We start from the raw sequence: 21,022 nt of genomic DNA on the forward strand, positions 1-21,022 counted from the left end.
TTTAAGCTTTAAAGGCTTAGTTGCCCATAGCTTCTACTTTAGCTTTCATTTCTTTGTACTTAGCAGTTTCGCCAATAGCACTGTAAATGTTCATTAGTGTTTTAGCAGCATCAAAGTTATCTGGATCATTTTTTAACGCTCTTTCTAAGTAAGGTATGGCACTATTAAATAAAGCGGTACGCTCATCTTTTAATGCATCATAACGTCTGTTATCTGCAGCCGAGCTTCCTAGGCTATTCATTTCCTCAATAATGCTCTGTTCTCTTTCTAAAAGTAAAACAGCCATATTAATATACGCATTGTTAAAGTTTGGATCTAACTCTATGGCTTTGTTATAGTACTTTTTTGCAGACTCTACATCGCCAGACTCTTGCGAAATAACCCCTAAATTGAATTGTAACTCGGCATTTTTAGGATCTCTTTGTGTCGCTTCTTGCAGTAGCGTTTTAAATTCTTCCTTATTTCCTAACTGCAGGTGTAGGTTTGCTTCGGAAATTAATAAATTTAAATCGTCTGGATTAGAGGCTCTGGCTTCGGCCATTGATACTAAAGCTTGCTCTTTATCGCCTTTTTGAATGTAGATTAAAGCAATGTTCTTAACGATCTCGGCATAATTCGATTCTGATTTTTTGTCGATAGGCTTAATGTATTGCCCGCTCTTAACCGATACATCTCTCATGCTTTTGTCTCCAAAAGCCTCCTCTTCTCCGGTTTCTTTATTTGTGGCAAAATATTGCATTTGCTCTCCGGTATATCCTAAGTCCTTTAGCTCGTTGTAAATATCCAAAGCGCGATCGTACTCTTTTACCGAAACAGCCATAATTGCTGAGTTGTATAGGTAAAGGGTATCGCTGGGAGAAACACGGTAAGCATTTTCAAAAAGTTTAGACGCGGCAGAGAAATCCTTGCTCTCATAGGCATCGTTTCCTTTTGTTAAAAACGTTTGTAGCATGGTGTTCTTTAACTCGGCAGACTCCGATTGGTAATCGCCTTCTACTTTTGTTAAGCTTTCGAAAGCTGATTTAATATCGGCATCTTTTGCAGCGCCATTGGCATATAAAGCTGCGGCCATTAAGTAATGGTACTTTGCCTTAAGATCTTGGTCCATGCTAGGCAACATGCCGCTTACTTGACCTAATAATGCTTTTGCTTCTGCATAATTGTTATTCTTTATAGCCTTCTCAGCTGTTTTTAATTCTTTTTTCTGAGAAAAAGAAAAACTTGTTATTGCAAGTGCTAAAGCAACTACAACTTGTTTTTTCATTTTTTAAATTTTAGTTATCGTTATTGTTTTCTTCGTGGTTATTATCAATAGCTGTGCCATCTTCTAAATTCACGCCATTTTCGTTTAAATCGTCATGCTCTATAGAGTCTTCATCGTAAACTACTTTGGCCACCGCAGCAATAGAGTCGCTGTTCTTTAGGTTAATAAGTCTAACCCCTTGAGTGGCACGCCCCATAGTACGTAAATCTGCAACATCCATTCTTATAGCAATGCCCGATTTATTAATAATCATTAGACCGTCTTTATCAGACACACTCTTAATAGCTACCAAATTACCTGTTTTTTCTGTTACCGAAATGGTTTTTACACCTTTTCCGCCACGGTTGGTAATGCGGTAAATTTCTTCACCTGTTTCTGGATCGTCAATAAAGGTACGCTTCCCATAGCCATTTTCAGAAACCACTAAAACGGTCTCTTCTTGTGGGTCGTTAATGGTAATCATGCCTACAACTTCATCTTTATCGCTGGCCAAGGTAATACCGCGTACCCCAGAGGCACTCCTGCCCATAGGTCGTGTTTTACTTTCTTCAAAACGAATGGCTTTACCAGACTTAACCGCCAACATAACTTGGCTGTCGCCTGTTGTTAGTTTGGCTTCTAATAGCTCGTCGCCGTCTTTTATGGTAATGGCATTAATACCATTGGTTCTTGGGCGAGAATACTGCTCTAAAGATGTTTTTTTAACTTGCCCCTTTTTGGTGGCCATAATAACATAATGGCTATTAATGTAATCCTCGTCCTTAAGGTCTTGTGTACAAATAAAGGCTTTTACCTTATCGTCTTGTTCAATATTAATTAGGTTTTGAACCGCGCGACCTTTAGAAGTTTTTGTGCCTTCTGGAATTTCGTACACACGCATCCAGAAGCATTTTCCTTTTTGGGTAAAGAAAATCATGTATTGGTGGTTGGTTCCCACAAAAAGATCTTCAAGGAAATCCTCATTTCTGGTTGTAGAGGCTTTCTGGCCTACACCTCCTCTATTTTGGGTTTTGTATTCCGATAGCGGGGTTCTTTTAATATACCCGGCATGAGAAATGGTAATAACCACTTTCTCGTCTGGAATCATATCTTCTATACTTAAATCGCCACCGGCATATTCTATGGTCGAGCGACGCTCATCGCCATACTTTTCTTTTACTTCTAAAAGCTCATTTTTAATGATTTCCATTCGTCTATCCTTTTTATCAAGGATGTCTTTAAGGTCTTCAATGGTTTTTAAAAGCTCGTCGTATTCCGAACGCAACTTATCCTGCTCCAGTCCTGTTAACTGGCGTAAACGCATTTCTACAATGGCTCTGGCTTGGATTTCGGTTAGCTTAAAGCGTTCTATTAACTTCTCGCGGGCTTCCTCGGCGTTTGATGAGGCACGTATAAGTGCTATAACTTCATCTATATTATCCGAAGCAATAATTAATCCTTCTAAAATATGGGCGCGCTCTTCGGCTTTTCGCAATTCATATCGTGTACGGCGCACCACAACTTCGTGCCTGTGCTCTACAAAATAGTGTATTAAATCTTTAAGGTTAAGCAATTGTGGTCTTCCATTAACCAAGGCAATGTTGTTAACACTAAAAGAAGACTGCAAAGCAGTATACTTAAACAGTTTGTTTAGTACGATGTTTGGTATGGCATCGCGCTTTAATACGTAAACAATACGCATCCCGTTTCTGTCAGATTCGTCACGGATGGTAGAAATTCCTTCCAGCTTTTTATCGTTAACCAAATCGGCAGTTTTCTTAATCATGTCTGCCTTATTTACCTGATAAGGTATTTCGGTAACGATAATGCACTCTCTTCCGTTAACTTCTTCTATATTGGCGCGGCCTCGCATAACAATTCTACCACGACCAGTTTCAAAAGCTTCCTTTACGCCATCGTACCCGTAAATGGTACCACCTGTTGGAAAGTCTGGCGCTTTTACGTGGCTCATAAGGGCTTCTATCTCGATGTCTGGGTTTTCAATATACGCTACGGTACCGTCAACCACTTCGCTAATGTTGTGCGGTGGCATGTTGGTAGCCATACCTACGGCAATACCCGAAGCGCCGTTAACCAATAACCCAGGAATACGGGTCGGTAAAACAGTAGGCTCTTCTAGGGTGTCATCAAAATTTAACCTGTGGTCAACTGTTTCTTTATCGATATCGGCAAGCATGTCTTCCGATATTTTACGCATTCTAGCCTCGGTATAACGCATTGCTGCGGGGCTATCGCCATCAATCGAACCAAAGTTTCCCTGTCCGTCAACCAGCATGTACCTAAGGCTCCACTCTTGGGCCATACGCACCATGGTATCGTAAACAGAGGTGTCGCCATGAGGGTGATACTTACCCAGTACCTCACCCACTATTCTTGCCGACTTTTTATAAGAACTGTTAGACCTTACTCCTAATTCGTGCATTCCAAAAAGCACTCTCCTATGAACGGGTTTTAAACCATCACGCACATCGGGTAAGGCACGTGACACAATGACCGACATTGAATAATCAATGTAGGCTGACTTCATTTCATCTTCAATGTTAATAGGAATCAGTTTTTCTCCTTCTGCCATATATAAATTTCAATTAGTTTTTCAAATTTTCAAATCGTGCTAATATAACCATTTCAGTAGTAACAGCTAAGTTATCCCCTAGTAATTTTTAGGGTTTTTTATTAACAATATTCACCACTATTATTTAATAAGTATGATGTTAAAAATTTTGAAATCATAAGGTTTTTTTTGTCCTTTATCATATATTGATTTAAATTAAGGTACAATATTTGTTTATGCTACTTTAATTATATTACTTTTTAATGTTGAAAGGAGATTTTTATGGATGATAATTTTTCGCCAAGAGTTAAAGATGTTATTGCTTTTAGCAAAGAAGAAGCCCTAAGGTTAGGCCACGACTTTATTGGCACCGAACACCTTATGCTAGGCCTTTTACGCGACGGAAGCGGTAAGGCCATCAATATTTTAAACGCCCTAGAGGTCGATTTAAACCACCTGAGAAGAAAGGTCGAGATTTTAAGTCCGGCCAACCCCAACGTGTCGGTTGCAACAAACGAAAAGCGCAACCTACACCTTACAAGACAGGCCGAACGCGCCTTAAAAACCACGTTCCTAGAAGCCAAACTGTTTCAGAGTAACGCCATAAATACGGCGCATTTGCTGCTGTGTATTTTAAGAAACGAAAACGACCCGACTACCAAGTTGCTCAATAAATTAAAAGTAGATTACGACAACGTTAAAGAACAATTCAAGTTTATGATAACAAACGATGACGATTATATAGAACCAAGAGCTGAAGCTTTTGGGGATGACGATACCACTTCTGAGGACGACGCTAAAGACAACTTGTTCAACTCCCCGTCTTCGAAGTCCACCAAAAAATCCAAAACCCCTGTTTTAGATAATTTTGGAAGGGATTTAACGGCCTTAGCCGAAGAAGGCAAACTCGACCCTGTTGTGGGGCGCGAAAAGGAAATAGAACGGGTTTCACAGGTTTTAAGCAGACGTAAAAAGAACAACCCCCTATTAATTGGTGAGCCCGGGGTAGGTAAAAGTGCTATTGCCGAAGGGCTGGCCAACCGCATTGTTAAACGAAAAGTCTCTAGAATACTTTTTGGCAAACGCGTGGTAACCCTAGACCTAGCCAGTTTGGTGGCAGGCACAAAGTACAGAGGCCAGTTCGAGGAGCGCATGAAAGCCGTAATGAACGAACTGGAAAAAAATGACGACATCATTCTATTTATAGACGAAATCCATACCATTGTTGGTGCCGGTGGCGCTACAGGAAGTCTAGACGCCTCCAACATGTTTAAACCAGCATTGGCCAGAGGGGAAATACAATGTGTTGGTGCCACAACTTTAGACGAATACCGCCAGTATATCGAAAAAGATGGCGCCTTAGAACGCCGTTTTCAAAAAGTAATTGTCGAGCCCACCTCGGTAGAAGAAACCATAGAAATCCTAAACAACATTAAGGAAAAATATGAAGAACACCACAATGTAGACTACACTCCAGAGGCAATCGAAGCTTGCGTTAAGTTAACCAACCGGTACATGACAGACCGCTTTTTACCAGACAAGGCTATTGATGCTCTAGACGAAGCCGGTTCGCGGGTACACATAAAAAACATTGATGTCCCTAAGCAAATCCTCGATCTGGAAAAACAGCTTGAAGAGGTTAAGGAAACCAAAAGCTCTGTTGTTAAAAAGCAAAAATATGAAGAAGCCGCCAAGTTACGCGACGACGAAAAGCGTTTGGAAAAAGAATTGGCTGTAGCTCAAGAAAAATGGGAAGCAGAGACCAAATTGCACCGTGAGATTGTAAGTGAAGATAATGTTGCCGATGTGGTGTCGATGATGACAGGAATTCCAGTAAACAGAATTGCACAAACAGAAAGCAACAAACTAGCCAAACTACCCGAATTAATTAAAGGCAAGGTTATTGGGCAAGACGAGGCTGTCTCTAAAGTTGTTAAGGCCATTCAGCGTAACCGAGCCGGCCTTAAAGATCCCAACAAACCCATTGGATCGTTTATCTTTCTAGGCCAGACAGGTGTTGGTAAAACACAATTAGCTAAAGTGCTCTCTAAGCAACTGTTCGACAGCGAAGACTCGCTTATTAGAATAGACATGAGTGAGTATATGGAAAAATTCGCAATCTCTAGATTGGTTGGAGCACCTCCAGGCTATGTGGGCTATGAAGAAGGCGGACAACTTACCGAAAAAGTAAGACGCAAACCCTATGCTGTTGTTCTTTTAGATGAAATTGAAAAAGCCCACCCAGATGTTTTCAACATGCTATTGCAAGTTTTAGACGACGGGTATTTAACAGACAGCTTAGGAAGAAAAATAGATTTTAGAAACACCATTATTATTATGACCTCAAACATTGGGGCCAGAAAACTTAAGGATTTTGGAGCCGGCGTTGGCTTTGGAACATCAGCACAAAAAGCACAAGCCGATGCGAATGCTAGAAGCGTGATAGAAAACGCCCTTAAAAAGGCCTTTGCGCCCGAATTCTTAAATAGAATTGACGATGTTGTGGTGTTTAACGCCCTTGAAAAAGAAGACATCCACAAAATTATCGATATCGAGCTTGAAAAACTCTTTATCAGAATTAAAGCCCTAGGCTACCACCTAACCTTAACCAAAAAGGCTAAAGATTATATTGCCGACAAAGGTTTTGACAAGCAATATGGTGCTAGACCGCTTAAAAGAGCGATTCAGAAATACATTGAAGACCGCTTGGCCGAAGAAATTATAAACGCTAAAATTAAAGATGGCGATACGATTGTTATGGACTTAGATGAAGCCGCTTCAGAACTGGTTATAACCATTGAAAAACCCGAAGAAAAAGCAGAATCGTAATATAAGAAAACCCTGATAACAAAAAAGCCTGGAATAATCCAGGCTTTTTTTATGGCGTTTTACAACATAAAAAAGGGCGGTTAATACCGCCCTTTTACAATTAAACTATTTGCTGCTACCAACTAGCGTTGTTCTGAACTAGAAGAAACAATCTTCTTAGTTAAAACACCCTTATCGGTAGTTAATCTTACAAAATACATTTGATCATTTGCTCTGCTCAGATCAATTTTAGTAGTTCCTAAGCTGTTAGCCACATACTTGATGTTATCAAGACTTGTAACCAAAGTTCCTTTCACATCGTATACATCAATTCTAACATTGGTATCATAGTCAAATTGATAAGCGATGTTCACCTCATGCTCAAATGGCACAGGGTACGCTGTAAAGGTTGTATTGCGAACAGCAGGTAAATCGTCGCCTCCATCTGCTTCCGGTGCACAGTCAATGGCATCGTAGCTATTAGGATCAGGGATAAACTCACCTGTATTCCATGGCGAACAATGACACATTACTTCGCAGGTTACTGCATGCACAATAACGTTTATTGGACCAGAAGCTGCAATAGGACCAACCGTATACGTTGTAACATGGTCTAAATCATCAGCAACAACAGTATATTGTCCAGGTGCTACAGTTTCTGCACCATTACTCAATACCGGATACGGATCGCAGCCTACGTACACATGAGCTTCGTTCATAACATAATTGTACCAATTATCACCAGAGCTGTTCATCATGTAGGTTACGGTAACCTCTCCATTCAAATATGCGATCTCAGCAACACCTACATGTGTTCCCGTATCGGCATCGCAATGTGCCGCTCCAGCATATAAATCTATGGTATAAATGCCTTCCGTTTCAAAATGGTTGTACCATCCCCAACGAGAGAAACCATCTTCAATAAAGCAATTGCTGTTTCCATTAGGATCCATACCAAAGGCGGTTTCACAATTGTCATACTCATCGTAGTATCTTTCAATGGTTATGGTCTCTGTTACAGAGTTACCACAATCATCTGTTGCAGTAAACACATAGTCTTGGTATTGAACACAATCGCCTTGAATAAAGTTACTACCCGAAACAGTTAATGTTCCTCCACTAGCACAGTTATCTGTCCAGTTAGCTGTTAATGTAGCTGGGAATGCATCATTACACAATGTGGTTTCTACTTCTTGTGGAAGCGTGATGACAGGATCTGTTTGATCGCTTCCGTTGTGGATGATCTCCTCGCCTTCTAAAGCGTTACCGCAGTTATCTACTACTTCGTAAGTGTATGTTAGTGTCCAAGCACAGTCGGTGCCTGTTACTGCAGTACCCGTTAGGTTTACCGTAACATCGTTACAATCGTCTGTATAGTTTAAAGCTACAGCATCAGCATCGAATGGTAATTCAGATTCAGCATCGGCCATACAACCGTTGTGATTAGCCTCACCTTGTGGTGCTGTGCCTGTTGGCGCATCTTGGTCGCTTCCGTTATGGATAAGCTCCTCGCCTTCTAAAGCGTTACCGCAGTTGTCTACTACCTCGTAAGTGTACGTTAGTGTCCAAGCACAATCGGTGCCTGTTACTGCAGTACCCGTTAGGTTTACCGTAACATCGTTACAATCGTCTGTATAGTTTAAGGCTACAGCATCAGCATCGAATGGTAATTCAGATTCTGCATCGGCCATACAACCGTTGTGGTTGGCTTCACCTTGTGGTGCTGTTCCTGTTGGCGCATCTTGGTCGCTTCCGTTGTGGATAAGCTCCTCGCCTTCTAAAGCGTTACCGCAGTTGTCTACTACTTCGTAAGTGTACGTTAGTGTCCAAGCACAATCGGTGCCTGTTACTTCGGTGCCTGTTAGGTTTACCGCAACATCGTTACAATCGTCTGTATAGTTTAAGGCTACAGCATCAGCATCGAATGGTAATTCAGATTCTGCATCGGCCATACAACCGTTGTGATTAGCCTCACCTTGTGGTGCTGTGCCTGTTGGTGCGTCTTGGTCGCTTCCGTTGTGGATAAGCTCCTCGCCTTCTAAAGCGTTACCGCAGTTGTCCACTACTTCGTAAGTGTATGTTAGCGTCCAAGCACAATCGGTGCCTGTTACTGCAGTACCTGTTAGGTTTACCGTAACATCGTTACAGTCGTCTGTATAGTTTAAGGCTACAGCTTCAGCATCGAATGGCAATTCAGATTCTGCATCGGCCATACAACCGTTGTGGTTAGCTTCGCCTTGTGGTGCTGTGCCTGTTGGTGCGTCTTGATCGCTTCCGTTGTGGATTAACTCCTCGCCTTCTAAAGCGTTACCACAGTTGTCCACTACTTCGTAAGTGTATGTTAGCGTCCAAGCACAATCGGTGCCTGTTACTTCGGTTCCTGTTAGGTTTACCGTAACATCGTTACAATCGTCTGTATAGTTTAAGGCTACAGCATCAGCATCGAATGGTAATTCAGATTCTGCATCGGCCATACAACCGTTGTGGTTAGCTTCGCCTTGTGGTGCTGTGCCTGTTGGTGCGTTTTGATCGCTTCCGTTGTGGATTAACTCCTCGCCTTCTAAAGCGTTACCGCAGTTGTCCACTACTTCGTAAGTGTATGTTAGCGTCCAAGCACAATCGGTGCCTGTTACTTCGGTTCCTGTTAGGTTTACCGTAACATCGTTACAATCGTCTGTATAGTTTAAGGCTACAGCATCAGCATCGAATGGTAATTCAGATTCAGCATCGGCCATACAACCGTTGTGGTTAGCCTCACCTTGTGGTGCTGTTCCTGTTGGTGCGTCTTGATCGCTTCCGTTGTGGATAAGCTCCTCGCCTTCTAAAGCGTTACCGCAGTTGTCTACTACTTCGTAAGTGTACGTTAGTGTCCAAGCACAATCGGTGCCTGTTACTGCAGTACCCGTTAGGTTTACCGTAACATCGTTACAATCGTCTGTATAGTTTAAGGCTACAGCATCAGCATCGAACGGCAGTTCAGTTTCCGCATCGGCCATACAACCGTTGTGGTTGGCTTCGCCTTGTGGTGCTGTGCCTGTTGGCGCATCTTGGTCGCTTCCGTTGTGGATAAGCTCCTCGCCTTCTAAAGCGTTACCGCAGTTGTCTACTACTTCGTAAGTGTACGTTAGTGTCCAAGCACAATCGGTGCCTGTTACTGCAGTACCCGTTAGGTTTACCGTAACATCGTTACAATCGTCTGTATAGTTTAAGGCTACAGCATCAGCATCGAACGGCAGTTCAGTTTCCGCATCGGCCATACAACCGTTGTGGTTGGCTTCGCCTTGTGGTGCTGTGCCTGTTGGCGCATCTTGGTCGCTTCCGTTGTGGATAAGCTCCTCGCCTTCTAAAGCGTTACCGCAGTTGTCTACTACTTCGTAAGTGTGCGTTAGTGTCCAAGCACAATCGGTGCCTGTTCCTGCAGTACCCGTTAGGTTTACCGTATCATCGTTACAGTCGTCTGTATAGTTTAAGGCTACAGCATCAGCATCGAATGGCAATTCAGATTCTGCATCGGCCATACAACCGTTGTGGTTAGCTTCGCCTTGTGGTGCTGTGCCTGTTGGTGCGTCTTGATCGCTTCCGTTGTGGATTAACTCCTCGCCTTCTAAAGCATTACCACAGTTGTCCACTACTTCGTAAGTGTACGTTAGTGTCCAAGCACAGTCGGTGCCTGTTACTGCAGTACCCGTTAGGTTTACCGTAACATCGTTACAATCGTCTGTATAGTTTAAGGCTACAGCATCAGCATCGAATGGCAATTCAGATTCTGCATCGGCCATACAACCGTTGTGGTTGGCTTCGCCTTGTGGTGCTGTTCCCGTTGGTGCATCTTGGTCACTTCCGTTGTGGATCAGCTCCTCGCCTTCTAAAGCGTTACCACAGTTGTCCACTACCTCGTAAGTGTACGTTAGTGTCCAAGCACAGTCGGTGCCTGTTACTTCGGTGCCTGTTAGGTTTACCGTAACATCGTTACAGTCGTCTGTATAGTTTAAAGCTACAGCATCAGCATCGAACGGCAGTTCAGATTCTGCATCGGCCATACAACCGTTGTGGTTGGCTTCGCCTTGTGGTGCTGTGCCTGTTGGCGCATCTTGGTCGCTTCCGTTGTGGATAAGCTCCTCGCCTTCTAAAGCGTTACCGCAGTTGTCCACTACCTCGTAAGTGTACGTTAGTGTCCAAGCACAATCGGTGCCTGTTACTGCAGTACCCGTTAGATTTACCGTAACATCGTTACAGTCGTCTGTATAGTTTAAGGCTACAGCATCGGCATCGAATGGCAATTCAGATTCTGCATCGGCCATACAACCGTTGTGGTTGGCTTCGCCTTGTGGTGCTGTGCCTGTTGGTGCATCTTGGTCGCTTCCGTTGTGGATCAGCTCCTCGCCTTCTAAAGCGTTACCGCAGTTGTCCACTACTTCGTAAGTGTACGTTAATGTCCAAGCACAGTCGGTGCCTGTTACTTCGGTTCCTGTTAGGTTTACCGTAACGTCTTGTCCGCAATTATCGCTATAATTAGCGGCTATTGTATCAGCATCGAATGGTAATTCAGTTTCCGCATCGGCCACACAACCGTTATGGTTGGCTTCACCTTGTGGTGCTGTTCCTGTTGGTGCAGCATCATCTGGAAGTACGGTAAACGTCGCTTCGCACGATTCTACTTGCTCACACTCATCTGTTACTGTAACTCCAATGGTTACGATACCTCCAGTACATGAATCGAACGTTGGAAGCGTGTAAGTTTCTGGATCGATAACCTCGTCATCTGCTGTCCAAACCACATCTAATTCCCCTTGGCCACCGCCATAAGTAAACGCATCAAACCAATCGGCTAATTCTTGAGCAATAAATTCATTCGTAGCGCAAGCTTGAATTTCATTATTGCTAGGACAAGACACCTCTACTACAGGAGGAATAATTTCTATGACTTCTTTAGTATAGGAGCTTGAACATCCTGTTCCCGGACCATTAATACCTGGAGCAGTAACTACTACAGTATAAAATCCAGGTTCGTAAACCACCAGCTCGTTTGTAGTACCTAAAATGGTATTGGGGTCGTTTTCATTATACCACTCAAATTGTAAACCAAAAGGTACATTGGCAACCGCTGTTAAGGTTGTCGATTCGTCATTACATTCTAAATCGTCCCCTGTAATTTCAACTTCGGTTTCTTGAATGTTTCCAAAAGGAAATGGTCCTGCCAAATCTTTTAATTCGGAAGTAAAAGAAGCCGACGAGCGCGTTTTAATCATAACACCACCAAATAATGGTTGGCAATCGCCATTAACCAATGTTGTGGCATCTAGGCCAAACTGTGTTAGGTTTAAACCGAATTCAACAAAAGAATTTTCGGCATAAACATCATAATTATTGGCTTGGGGGCCAAACTTTGTACCAAACTCACTAGCATCAACATCGCCACCATTCATGGTAGCAAAAGCAACCGTGTTGTTTAAAGTACCATCATACAATTCGATTTCGGCATACCCGTAACCATTGGCAAGGTCGCCAGACTCGAAAATAGGTTGTCCGTTTCCGCCAATTACAAAACGGAAATTATAGCCACTTTGTCCTGTTCCAACCAAACTATTATACGCTTGAATGCTTCCTCCCGGAAGGTTGTTAGGGTTAATCCACACGTAAATATGGCCGATGATCTCTACTCCACCATTTTCAAAATCCAAAGCAATAATCATATCGCCCAAAGAAGACACATGACCGTTGGCATCAAATTCCCATGCTGTATGGTTTCCGGTAGCGGGATCGCCTGTTCCTGTTAACTGGTTTGTAGCGGTATCGTAACTTACTTCTGAACGGAATAATTCAAAATCTAAATAGGCCGAACCATCAGCAGAACGTGTTGAAGCGCCTATAAACGCCCAAAGATCGCCTCCAAACGGGTTGGTTTGGTCTACAACCTCACGGCGTAAATGCGCCATGGCATCTATAATATCGTTTTTCGCCGGGTTAGATCCAGTGATGATATTCCAAGAAGCCGGGTTATCGGCATTCTTGTTAGAGCCTCCCTTAAAAATTGAAAAATCATCTTGATTGCCCGCATAATGTGGGTCACGAATAAAAACGGCATCAAGCCACAGGGCGTTGTTAATAACCTCGAATTGGGTTCCTGGGGCCATCCCCAGTTCGAACGAGGTATTGCCATTTACATCTGGCAAAGTAGACACATCTATAACGCCTTGCCCAGAGCCAATAGCCATGGGTGTATCCTGAAACCAATCGTCAGTGTTATTAACACTGGGCTGCAGGATGCCGTTTTCATTATAAATGTAGGAAGTTCCATTTGTTTGCACATCAGCATCTACACCAAAGTTGGCAGATGTTGTTCCTGATTCAACAATAATTTGGGAATACGCTTGGTTTCCTATAAAAAGCATCCACATAAAAACCCCCAAGGGTATTAGGTGCATGCGCTTAATTGGCCTAAGCCAATGATTAAGCAGTGCTAAAAATGCATTGCTTTTCTTCGTTAGAAGAAAGGTAGAATTGTTCAATGACATAACATTAAAAAATTAATTAATAATCGCTTAACACACAACATAGGCGATTGCAAGAAAAGGTAAATTGGGGTGCTGCTATTAATTAATCGTTTGGGGTACCTTCCATAAAGGTTATGTCTATTTTAAGAAAAGGGGCGTTTTGCTATTAATTATGTTAGAAGTATAAATCAAGTATATTCCCACAAAAAATTAACAACGACAAAAATATATAACTATCTCGTTAAATCAAGATTAATCGTATTTATTGGCTAAACAGTTCATTAGAATCGACAAAACGGTAAGAATCTATTCACAAACAGGACATAAAACACCCTTATCCTCATAATTTTATGTGTTAGCCCAAAAAGGCCATATTAAATTCCCATTAAGTTTATACGAACACGCTTATTTTAAGACATCGATTTTTATTTTTGCAAAAAAATTAAGTATCTTTAGTTTTAATGGGACAGACGTTTACATTTGATTTTGGGGAAATTACCTTATACCCTAGCTGTATGCTAACCATTCTTAAGGAAGGGGTTGTGGTGGTTGATGAATTAACCGACGAACTAATAACCATTGCCCAAGGGTTTTATAAGCAGAAGCCATTTGTTTACATTTCGCAAAGAAACCATGCCTATACCATAGATCCTAAAGTATACCTTAAAGTATCTAAAATGGAAAACTTAATGGGGTTTGCTGCCGTGATGAGCAATCCTACCGTTATTGATAATACCGATGTTGAAAAGCTGTTTTTAAACAGTATTCCTTTTGAAATTTTTGACAAACTTGAAGATGCCATGCATTGGGCCGATCACGTTATAAAACACCAATCGAAACTTTAACGCCTAAGCAAAAAGTTCTTCTGGGTCTATTGCTAGCTCATTTAAAAATGAAACGCTAGAGGCGATATCCTTATACAATTCCCTATCATTATCAACAAAAGGCACCACTTCTCTAAATGCCGCCAAGAAAGATTCTATAAACGTTGATGATTGTAAAGGCGCTCTAAACTTAAGCGCTTGCGATGCGTTAAAAAGCTCTATGGCCAACACCCGTTCTACATTTTTAACAAGCCCCAAAGCTTGAACACCGGCATTGGCTCCCATACTTACATGGTCTTCCTGCCCATTGCTAGACACAATGCTATCTATCGCTGCAGGTGCAGCCAATTGCTTGTTGGCGCTTACAATGCTTGCCGCTGTATACTGAGGAATCATAAATCCTGAATTTAACCCTGGGTTTTCAACAAGAAAAACAGGAAGTTCGCGCAAACCAGAAACCAATTGAAATGTTCTTCGCTCTGAAATATTGCCCAATTCGGCCATGGCTATTTTTAAATAATCGAAAGCCAAAGCTAAGGGTTGTCCATGAAAATTACCGCCCGAAATAATTTCGTCTTCTGCAACAAAAATATTAGGATTGTCTGTTACTGCGTTAATTTCTGTGATGAACGTTTTTTCTACAAAAGCCAGAGTGTCTTTGGTGGCGCCATGAACTTGCGGCATACACCTAAACGAATACGGGTCTTGAACGTGTTTCTTTTCTTGTGTAATTAATGTACTGTCCTCTAAAAACTCACGCACCCTTTCGGCTGTTTTTAACTGGCCGTTATGTGGCCTTACCAAATGCACCAATTCATTAAATGGTTCTATACGGCCATCAAAAGCATCTAAGGAAACGCTTCCTATTAAATCGGCAAAATACGATAGCTTATACGACTCCAACAAGGCTTTAATCCCATAGGCTGCCATAAACTGCGTACCATTTAACAGGGCTAACCCCTCTTTTGATTGCAGTGTTATAGGTTCCCAACCAAATTTTTCTAGCATGGCTGCCGAGTCGTGTGTTTCTCCTTCATAAACAACCTCTCCTTTACCTATTAAGGGTAAGGTTAAATGGGCCAATGGCGCTAAATCTCCCGACGCCCCTAAAGACCCTTGAGTGTACACCACAGGCAAAATGTTGTTGTTATAAAAATCCATCAACCGTTTTACCGTTTCTAACTGCACCCCACTATGGCCATAGCTTAAAGACTGTATTTTTAGCAGCAGCATTAATTTCACCACATCTTGCGGCACTTTCTCTCCTGTTCCACAGGCGTGCGACATCATTAAGTTTTCCTGAAGTTTTGTTAGATTTTCTTCAGAAATCTTAACGTTGTAAAGCGAACCAAACCCTGTATTTATGCCATAAATAGGGGCTTTTTGCGCTTTAAGTTTTTCGTTTAAATACGCTCTACAGCTTTCTATTTTATTGGTAGCCTCATCAGAGAGTTCCAGCGTTACATCGTTACTAACAATGTAGTTAATGGTTTTTAAATCTATAGGTGCCGAAGATATATGGTGCGTTTGCGTCATGATTTTTTTAATTGGCTACAAAATTCAACAATAGCGACAAAAAAACCAAGTAAATCATAATTATTCCTTAAAAAATAGGTTTATTATATTTTCTGTATAAATTTGAAAAACAAAATTCATTTTTTCATGAAAAAAACATTATTCATTTTATCGGCAATAACTGTTTTTGCCTGCAACAAAGAAGAAGAAAAACCTAAAGACTTCGCTTCGCTTTCTGGAACTATAACCAATCAAAATTCCGACTCGATTTCTATAAGAAACAGAGACTTCTCTAAAACCATTAAAGTAAATGAAGATGGGACGTTTAGCGACACCCTAAAAGTTACTCCAGGGATTTACTCATTTTTTGATGGCGCCGAAAGCACTAATATTTACCTAAAAAACGGTTACGACATTAAGGTTACCCTAGACACCAAAATGTTTGATGAAACCGTAGCATATACCGGAGAAGGTGCCGAGCACAGCAACTTCTTAGCACAAAAAAACCTAAAAGAAGAAAAGTTACTAGATATAGATGCCTTAAGTAAAATTGACGACTCTACCGCACTGGCCAGTACCTTCAACAAGATTAAAGACGAACTGGTATCGTTTTACCAATCTAATACTAAAGTAGACACGACTTTAATTAATAATGCCTTAAAAAATGTAGACCCCATGCTAAGGTCGTACCAAGGCTACATACTTAGCAAGATTTCGTTACGCAAAGAACTTCCTAAAGGAAGCCCATCGCCTGTTTTCGAGAACTATGAAAACCATGCAGGCGGTACAACATCGCTTAGCGACCTAAAAGGAAAATATGTTTATGTTGATGTTTGGGCCACATGGTGCGGCCCTTGTAAGGCTGAAATTCCTTTTTTAAAGGACGTTGAGAAAAAATACCACGATAAAAATATTGAATTTGTAAGCATTTCTATTGATGACGCCAAGCGTTCTGGCGGTGGAAGCATGGAAAAAGCCAAAGAAAAATGGCAAAATATGGTTACCGAAAAGCAACTTGGCGGTATCCAGTTAATTTCCGATAAAAACTGGGCCTCCGATTTTGTACAGGCCTATAAAATTAACGGTATTCCTAGGTTTATTTTAATCGATCCTGATGGGAACATCGTGTCTCCAGACGCGCCTAGACCTTCTAGCGATGCCTTAATAGAATTGTTTAACGAATTGAATATCTAAACCGTTTTAGTGTTGCATAAAAAATTAAAAGCCACTTCTTTTTTTAGAAGTGGCTTTTTTTTTATTGCTGACCTTCGTTGGTTTCCTGCTCCGGTTGCTCTGGTTGTCTAAACAAATCTAAATAGGCTGCTCCCAAGCCTTCAATTATGTGGCTTGCAACCATACTTTGATACGCATAATCTTCAACCTGTAAATCGGCTGATTTCCCATGCAGATAAATCCCAAATATTGCCGAAATAAGAGGGTCGTACCCTTGAGCCATAATGCCCGTTATTACTCCTGTTAATACATCGCCCGTACCCGCCGTAGCCAAACCGGGATTTCCAGTAGAATTTACGTAGTAATTTTCGTGGTATACCGTTATGGTATTCGCGCCTTTTACCACTACAATTAGGTTGTACTTTTTAGAGAGCTCAGACACTTTTTTAAGCTTATCAAAATCGTCTTGCCAAGGCCCAACCAACCGCTCGAGCTCTTTGGGGTGAGGCGTTAAAATGGTTTGTTCGGGCAATAAGGCCAATAAATCCTGTTGGGCAGCGAGAATGTTAATGGCATCGGCATCTATAACAAGTGGAGTGTTGTTTTGCTGTAAAAATGCTTCGAGGGCTTTTGTTGAAGTTTCATGAACACCCATGCCCATGCCCAACCCAATAACTGTTGGGGTAATGTTAAATGTAATATTAGACAGGTATTCCTCCTTATCATCTGTTATTACCATAACTTCTGGCAAGGCGGTTTGTAGTGGTATATAGCCACATTTAGGCACATAAGCCGTAACCAATCCAGCTCCCGAGGCTAAAGCGGCATGACTGGCCAAACTAACGGCGCCTATTTTACCGTAACTACCACCAACAATTAAAGCATGGCCAAAACTGCCTTTATGCGAAAACTTCTCTCTAGGTTTATACCACGTTAAAACTTCGTGCTTGCCAATTAAATTGGCCTGGGTATTTAAATGGTACAGATATTCTAGGTCTATCCCTATATCTAAAACTTCCCATTGTGCTGTATATTTTGCCGTGTCTGGTAAAAAGAATATCAATTTTGGCGATTGAAAACTTAACGTATGTCCAGCCCAAACCACGCCTTGTTCGTCTTCTGGCACTTTATCGGTATACAATCCGGATGGGATATCGACAGCCAAGGTAAATGCTTTTGAAGCTCTAAAATGCTGAAAAAGGGTTTTTACCCAATTGGCAGCCGGCCGGTTTAAACCTATTCCAAAAACGGCATCTATAATAATATCTTCTTTGGCTATAGCGGGCAATTCGCTTTCGGCATCTAACAAAATAGGCCAGTCCTTAGTGGTCTGTTTTATTCTCTCGTAATTAATTAAAAAGTCTTTAGAACGTTTGTCGCTATAATTAACAACATACGTTTTAACATGATAGCCGTGGGTGGTTAAATGTCTTGCTATAACCAAACCGTCACCGCCATTGTTTCCAATGCCACAAAATACGTGTACGGGTACCTGAGCGCCTTGCATTCTAAGGTGAAGCCAATTAAAAATCTGCATACCGGCGCGCTCCATCAAATCGGTGGAAGAAATGTTTTGACGTTCGGCTGTTAATTTATCGCCTTTATAAATTTGTTCTCTAGATAATATTTTCATTTGTTATTTTATGCAATTTGGTGTTGCTTACGAAGGTAACAAATAACTGTGTAATCAAAATCCCGTTTGGTAGGATTTATCACATTTTTCATGCGCAAGCATCATGATGCTATAAGATGTATCTTTGTTATTAAAAAGCCAAAACATGTGCAACAACCAACAGCGTTATATTGGATTTTTAAACACCCCACACCTTTGGAAAAACGTTCCCATTAAAGGGCTGCAGCAATTTAGTATGGTGCCTACACAAATTCCTTTTCACACTGTAGTTGCTAAGAACATGAGGTTAGGCAAGTTGGTAGAACGCTTTGTATCGCAACAATTGCAGCATGACTCCAGACTTAAATTGCTTGCTGAAAACCTCATTATCTCGAAAAACAAACGCACCATAGGCGAATTGGACTGTTTGTTTACAAAGGATGGCCAGCCCTACCATTTGGAGGTTGTTTATAAATTTTATCTATACGATTCCAGTGTTGGCACTTCTGAAATTGACCATTGGATTGGTCCTAATAGAAAAGATAGCTTTACGGAAAAACTTGATAAGTTAAAAACCAAGCAACTTCCACTACTCTACAGAGATGAAACAAAACCAACGCTAAAGCAATTTAATTTAGAGGCCAATCACATTAAGCAATGTGTGTGTTTTAAAGCCCAGTTGTTTATACCTTACGGTTTAAAGAACCATACTTTTAAGCATATAAACCCCAACTGCATTGTAGGGTATTATTACAAGCTTAAAGAGGTAAGCCAGCTAACGCACTGTAAATTTTTTATTCCCAAAAAACTGGATTGGCTTTCAAAAATAGACATACAAATTAACTGGCTTACTTTTAAAGAATTCACCCCTTTACTACAGGTGTTATTAGAGCAAAAACGTGCGCCCATGGTTTGGATAAAAACGCCTAAAGGGCACACGAAAAAAGGCTTTGTTGTTTGGTGGTAAATTGCCCAAAACAGTTAGGGCACCATTACCTTGGCGGGAGGCGTGTCGGTTAACGCTTCCATAAACAAAATAAGGTCCTCCACTTCACTTTCGGTTAAATTTAAGTGGTCTTCCGGTAAGGTTTGGTATTCCAAATCCATTCCTAATCCTGCGCCGCCACCTTCATTGTAAAATGTCATAACCTGATTTAAGGTTGTATACACGCCATTGTGCATGTAAGGACCTGTTTTAGCAATATTACGCACGGTTGGTGTTTTAAAGAAAAACTTGCGCTCTTCGGTTTTAAACAAATCATATCGCCCTAAATCGGTATCTAAGGTATTGCTTATGGTGTCTTTTGGTACCCCAAGCAGTTCAAACTCACTTTCAGAAAAATTAGGAGGAACGGTGCCGTTAAATACAGGGGCAAAATGGCAGGTTGCACATTTGGCTTTTCCCATAAACAGGTTAAATCCATTTATTTCTCTTTCGGTTAAGGTGTTTTCCAGCCCGTTAATGTTCTTATCGAATTTTGAACTAAAGTCCCCTAGACTGCGTACATAAACCGCAATTGCATTACGCACATTATCTTGGGTAACCCCTTTTTTGTACAGCTTTTTAAACGTATTCACATAAAGGGAGTCCTTGGTAACAACTGTTTCGAAGTCCGACAAGTTGGTGTGGAATTCGTTATTGTTGTGGATAACATCTACAATTTGTCCTTCTAGATTACCTGTTCGCCCATCGTAAAAATAACTTTGCTGATAGGCCGCATAGGTTAAAGTGGGCGTATTTCTCATTTGCTTTGGAAATAACTTTAAACCATCTGTAAAAGCCTTATCGCTGTTGTGGCAGGTTGCACAGCTCATGTCGTTGTTGCTAGACAAACGTACGTCGTTAAACAACTGCTTGCCTAATGCTGCCTTGGGAGCAATTAAACTATCGGTTTCGATATAATCTGAAAAGAAATCCATATTAAAGGTGTCTACAGAAAATAAAGAGGTCATGTTGTTGTTAAAGGCCAATTCTAAAGGAAATTCTACTTGCCAATCGGCTTTCACTTTATTAAGCAACGCCAGTTGTTTGTGGGTTTGCTCTTTTATGAAATCATACCGGTTAAACGATTTAAAATCGCCGTTTCTTAACGTGTGCTTGGAAACCTCGATTTCTCCCAAAACTTCATTGTACAAAATGTTAGATTGAAATTGAGGCTGGTACATTTTAAAGATGTTCTCAATGGCTTGATAGGTTAAGGCAGCCTCCTCTAGCGATTGCTCCAAAACTGGCGAATCGAAACCTGTAATGCCCGTTAGTGCTATACGCGCAATTTGGTCTCTAATTAACCATAGCACATGGTATTCTTTTAACCGTAAGGCGGTATTTGCCTTAATTAGCTTTAGCCTGTTTTGCGTTTTTAATGCTACATGCTTTAGCGTTGTTACATCTAAAGAATCGTCAAAAATAAGCTCCTCGATGGCTTGAAACCCAAACGGTTTTTTTATTTTAATGTCGGTAGCGTCCTCTTCGTCTACCCTTAAAATATTCGGGCCATTTAAAGTTTTGTAGTTTTCCTTATCGGTAAAGGCCAATACGGGCTCTACAAACTTAAACTGCTTTCTTGCTTGCAGGTAGTTAGCAATATATTGCTCTTGGGTATTTAGTTGTTTTAAAACGTCTAGAAACACAATGCAGCTGTCCAAACGGGCCGTATAGCTTGCCTCTAACTGATCTAATGGTGCTTTGGCAACTGTAGTCTCTTGGTTTTTGCAACTTGATATAACGAGTAAAAGACACACTATAGCATAGTGTGCCTTTTTTATTTTCATCTGAAAAAT

10 protein-coding genes are annotated in these 21,022 nt (G+C 41.2%); 4 read left to right on the top strand and 6 right to left on the bottom strand.

Annotated elements, in window-relative coordinates:
- Positions 1 to 16 precede the first annotated feature (16 nt).
- Both IA57_RS12030 and gyrA read right to left on the bottom strand, forming a co-directional pair.
- On the bottom strand, positions 17 to 1,264 hold the full coding sequence (locus IA57_RS12030; RefSeq protein WP_036124054.1) for a tetratricopeptide repeat protein: 1,248 nt from the start codon (positions 1,262 to 1,264) through the stop codon (positions 17 to 19).
- Between the two features lie 10 nt (positions 1,265 to 1,274).
- Positions 1,275 to 3,836, bottom strand: coding sequence for a DNA gyrase subunit A (gyrA, locus tag IA57_RS12035; RefSeq protein ID WP_036124058.1), 2,562 nt, complete (start codon positions 3,834 to 3,836; stop codon positions 1,275 to 1,277).
- 261 nt (positions 3,837 to 4,097) lie between these two features.
- On the opposite strand from gyrA, the gene IA57_RS12040 reads away from it, so the two are divergent.
- Positions 4,098 to 6,644, top strand: a complete 2,547-nt coding sequence (locus IA57_RS12040) for an ATP-dependent Clp protease ATP-binding subunit (RefSeq protein ID WP_036124060.1) — start codon at positions 4,098 to 4,100, stop codon at positions 6,642 to 6,644.
- 122 nt (positions 6,645 to 6,766) lie between these two features.
- Here IA57_RS12040 and IA57_RS12045 read toward each other — a convergent pair whose 3' ends face one another.
- Complete coding sequence (locus tag IA57_RS12045; protein ID WP_160171692.1) at positions 6,767 to 13,048, bottom strand: T9SS type A sorting domain-containing protein; 6,282 nt, start codon at positions 13,046 to 13,048, stop codon at positions 6,767 to 6,769.
- A gap of 530 nt (positions 13,049 to 13,578) precedes the next feature.
- On the opposite strand from IA57_RS12045, the gene IA57_RS12050 reads away from it, so the two are divergent.
- Positions 13,579 to 13,962 (top strand): hypothetical protein, encoded by a 384-nt coding sequence (locus IA57_RS12050; protein WP_051881066.1) that lies wholly within the window; start codon positions 13,579 to 13,581, stop codon positions 13,960 to 13,962.
- A gap of 3 nt (positions 13,963 to 13,965) precedes the next feature.
- On the opposite strand, the gene hutH is transcribed toward IA57_RS12050, so the two are convergent.
- Positions 13,966 to 15,477, bottom strand: coding sequence for a histidine ammonia-lyase (gene hutH / locus IA57_RS12055; RefSeq protein WP_036124066.1), 1,512 nt, complete (start codon positions 15,475 to 15,477; stop codon positions 13,966 to 13,968).
- Between the two features lie 126 nt (positions 15,478 to 15,603).
- On the opposite strand from hutH, the gene IA57_RS12060 reads away from it, so the two are divergent.
- Entirely contained in the window at positions 15,604 to 16,650 is a 1,047-nt protein-coding gene (locus IA57_RS12060; protein ID WP_036124067.1) for a TlpA family protein disulfide reductase, read from the top strand.
- Between the two features lie 61 nt (positions 16,651 to 16,711).
- On the opposite strand, the gene IA57_RS12065 is transcribed toward IA57_RS12060, so the two are convergent.
- A complete protein-coding gene (locus tag IA57_RS12065; protein WP_036124070.1) occupies positions 16,712 to 18,262 on the bottom strand; it encodes a bifunctional ADP-dependent NAD(P)H-hydrate dehydratase/NAD(P)H-hydrate epimerase in 1,551 nt (516 codons plus the stop codon).
- Between the two features lie 145 nt (positions 18,263 to 18,407).
- Here IA57_RS12065 and IA57_RS12070 point away from each other — a divergent pair, with 145 nt between their 5' ends.
- A complete protein-coding gene (locus IA57_RS12070) occupies positions 18,408 to 19,208 on the top strand; it encodes a DUF1853 family protein (protein ID WP_036124072.1) in 801 nt (266 codons plus the stop codon).
- 14 nt (positions 19,209 to 19,222) lie between these two features.
- Here the strand turns inward: IA57_RS12070 and IA57_RS12075 are convergent, their stop codons facing one another.
- Positions 19,223 to 21,013 (bottom strand): cytochrome-c peroxidase, encoded by a 1,791-nt coding sequence (locus tag IA57_RS12075; protein WP_036124075.1) that lies wholly within the window; start codon positions 21,011 to 21,013, stop codon positions 19,223 to 19,225.
- Positions 21,014 to 21,022 lie beyond the last annotated feature (9 nt).

It is taken from the genome of Mangrovimonas yunxiaonensis (assembly GCF_000733475.1).
Lineage (GTDB): Bacteria > Bacteroidota > Bacteroidia > Flavobacteriales > Flavobacteriaceae > Mangrovimonas > Mangrovimonas yunxiaonensis.

Bases quoted from the DNA above. Each gene is read 5' to 3' on its own strand.
- IA57_RS12030 (WP_036124054.1), bottom strand. From the start codon at position 1,264: ATGAAAAAACAAGTTGTAGTTGCTTTAGCACTTGCAATAACAAGTTTT.
- gyrA (WP_036124058.1), bottom strand. From the start codon at position 3,836: ATGGCAGAAGGAGAAAAACTGATTCCTATTAACATTGAAGATGAAATG.
- IA57_RS12040 (WP_036124060.1), top strand. From the start codon at position 4,098: ATGGATGATAATTTTTCGCCAAGAGTTAAAGATGTTATTGCTTTTAGC.
- IA57_RS12045 (WP_160171692.1), bottom strand. From the start codon at position 13,048: ATGCACCTAATACCCTTGGGGGTTTTTATGTGGATGCTTTTTATAGGA.
- IA57_RS12050 (WP_051881066.1), top strand. From the start codon at position 13,579: ATGGGACAGACGTTTACATTTGATTTTGGGGAAATTACCTTATACCCT.
- hutH (WP_036124066.1), bottom strand. From the start codon at position 15,477: ATGACGCAAACGCACCATATATCTTCGGCACCTATAGATTTAAAAACC.
- IA57_RS12060 (WP_036124067.1), top strand. From the start codon at position 15,604: ATGAAAAAAACATTATTCATTTTATCGGCAATAACTGTTTTTGCCTGC.
- IA57_RS12065 (WP_036124070.1), bottom strand. From the start codon at position 18,262: ATGAAAATATTATCTAGAGAACAAATTTATAAAGGCGATAAATTAACA.
- IA57_RS12070 (WP_036124072.1), top strand. From the start codon at position 18,408: ATGTGCAACAACCAACAGCGTTATATTGGATTTTTAAACACCCCACAC.
- IA57_RS12075 (WP_036124075.1), bottom strand. From the start codon at position 21,013: ATGAAAATAAAAAAGGCACACTATGCTATAGTGTGTCTTTTACTCGTT.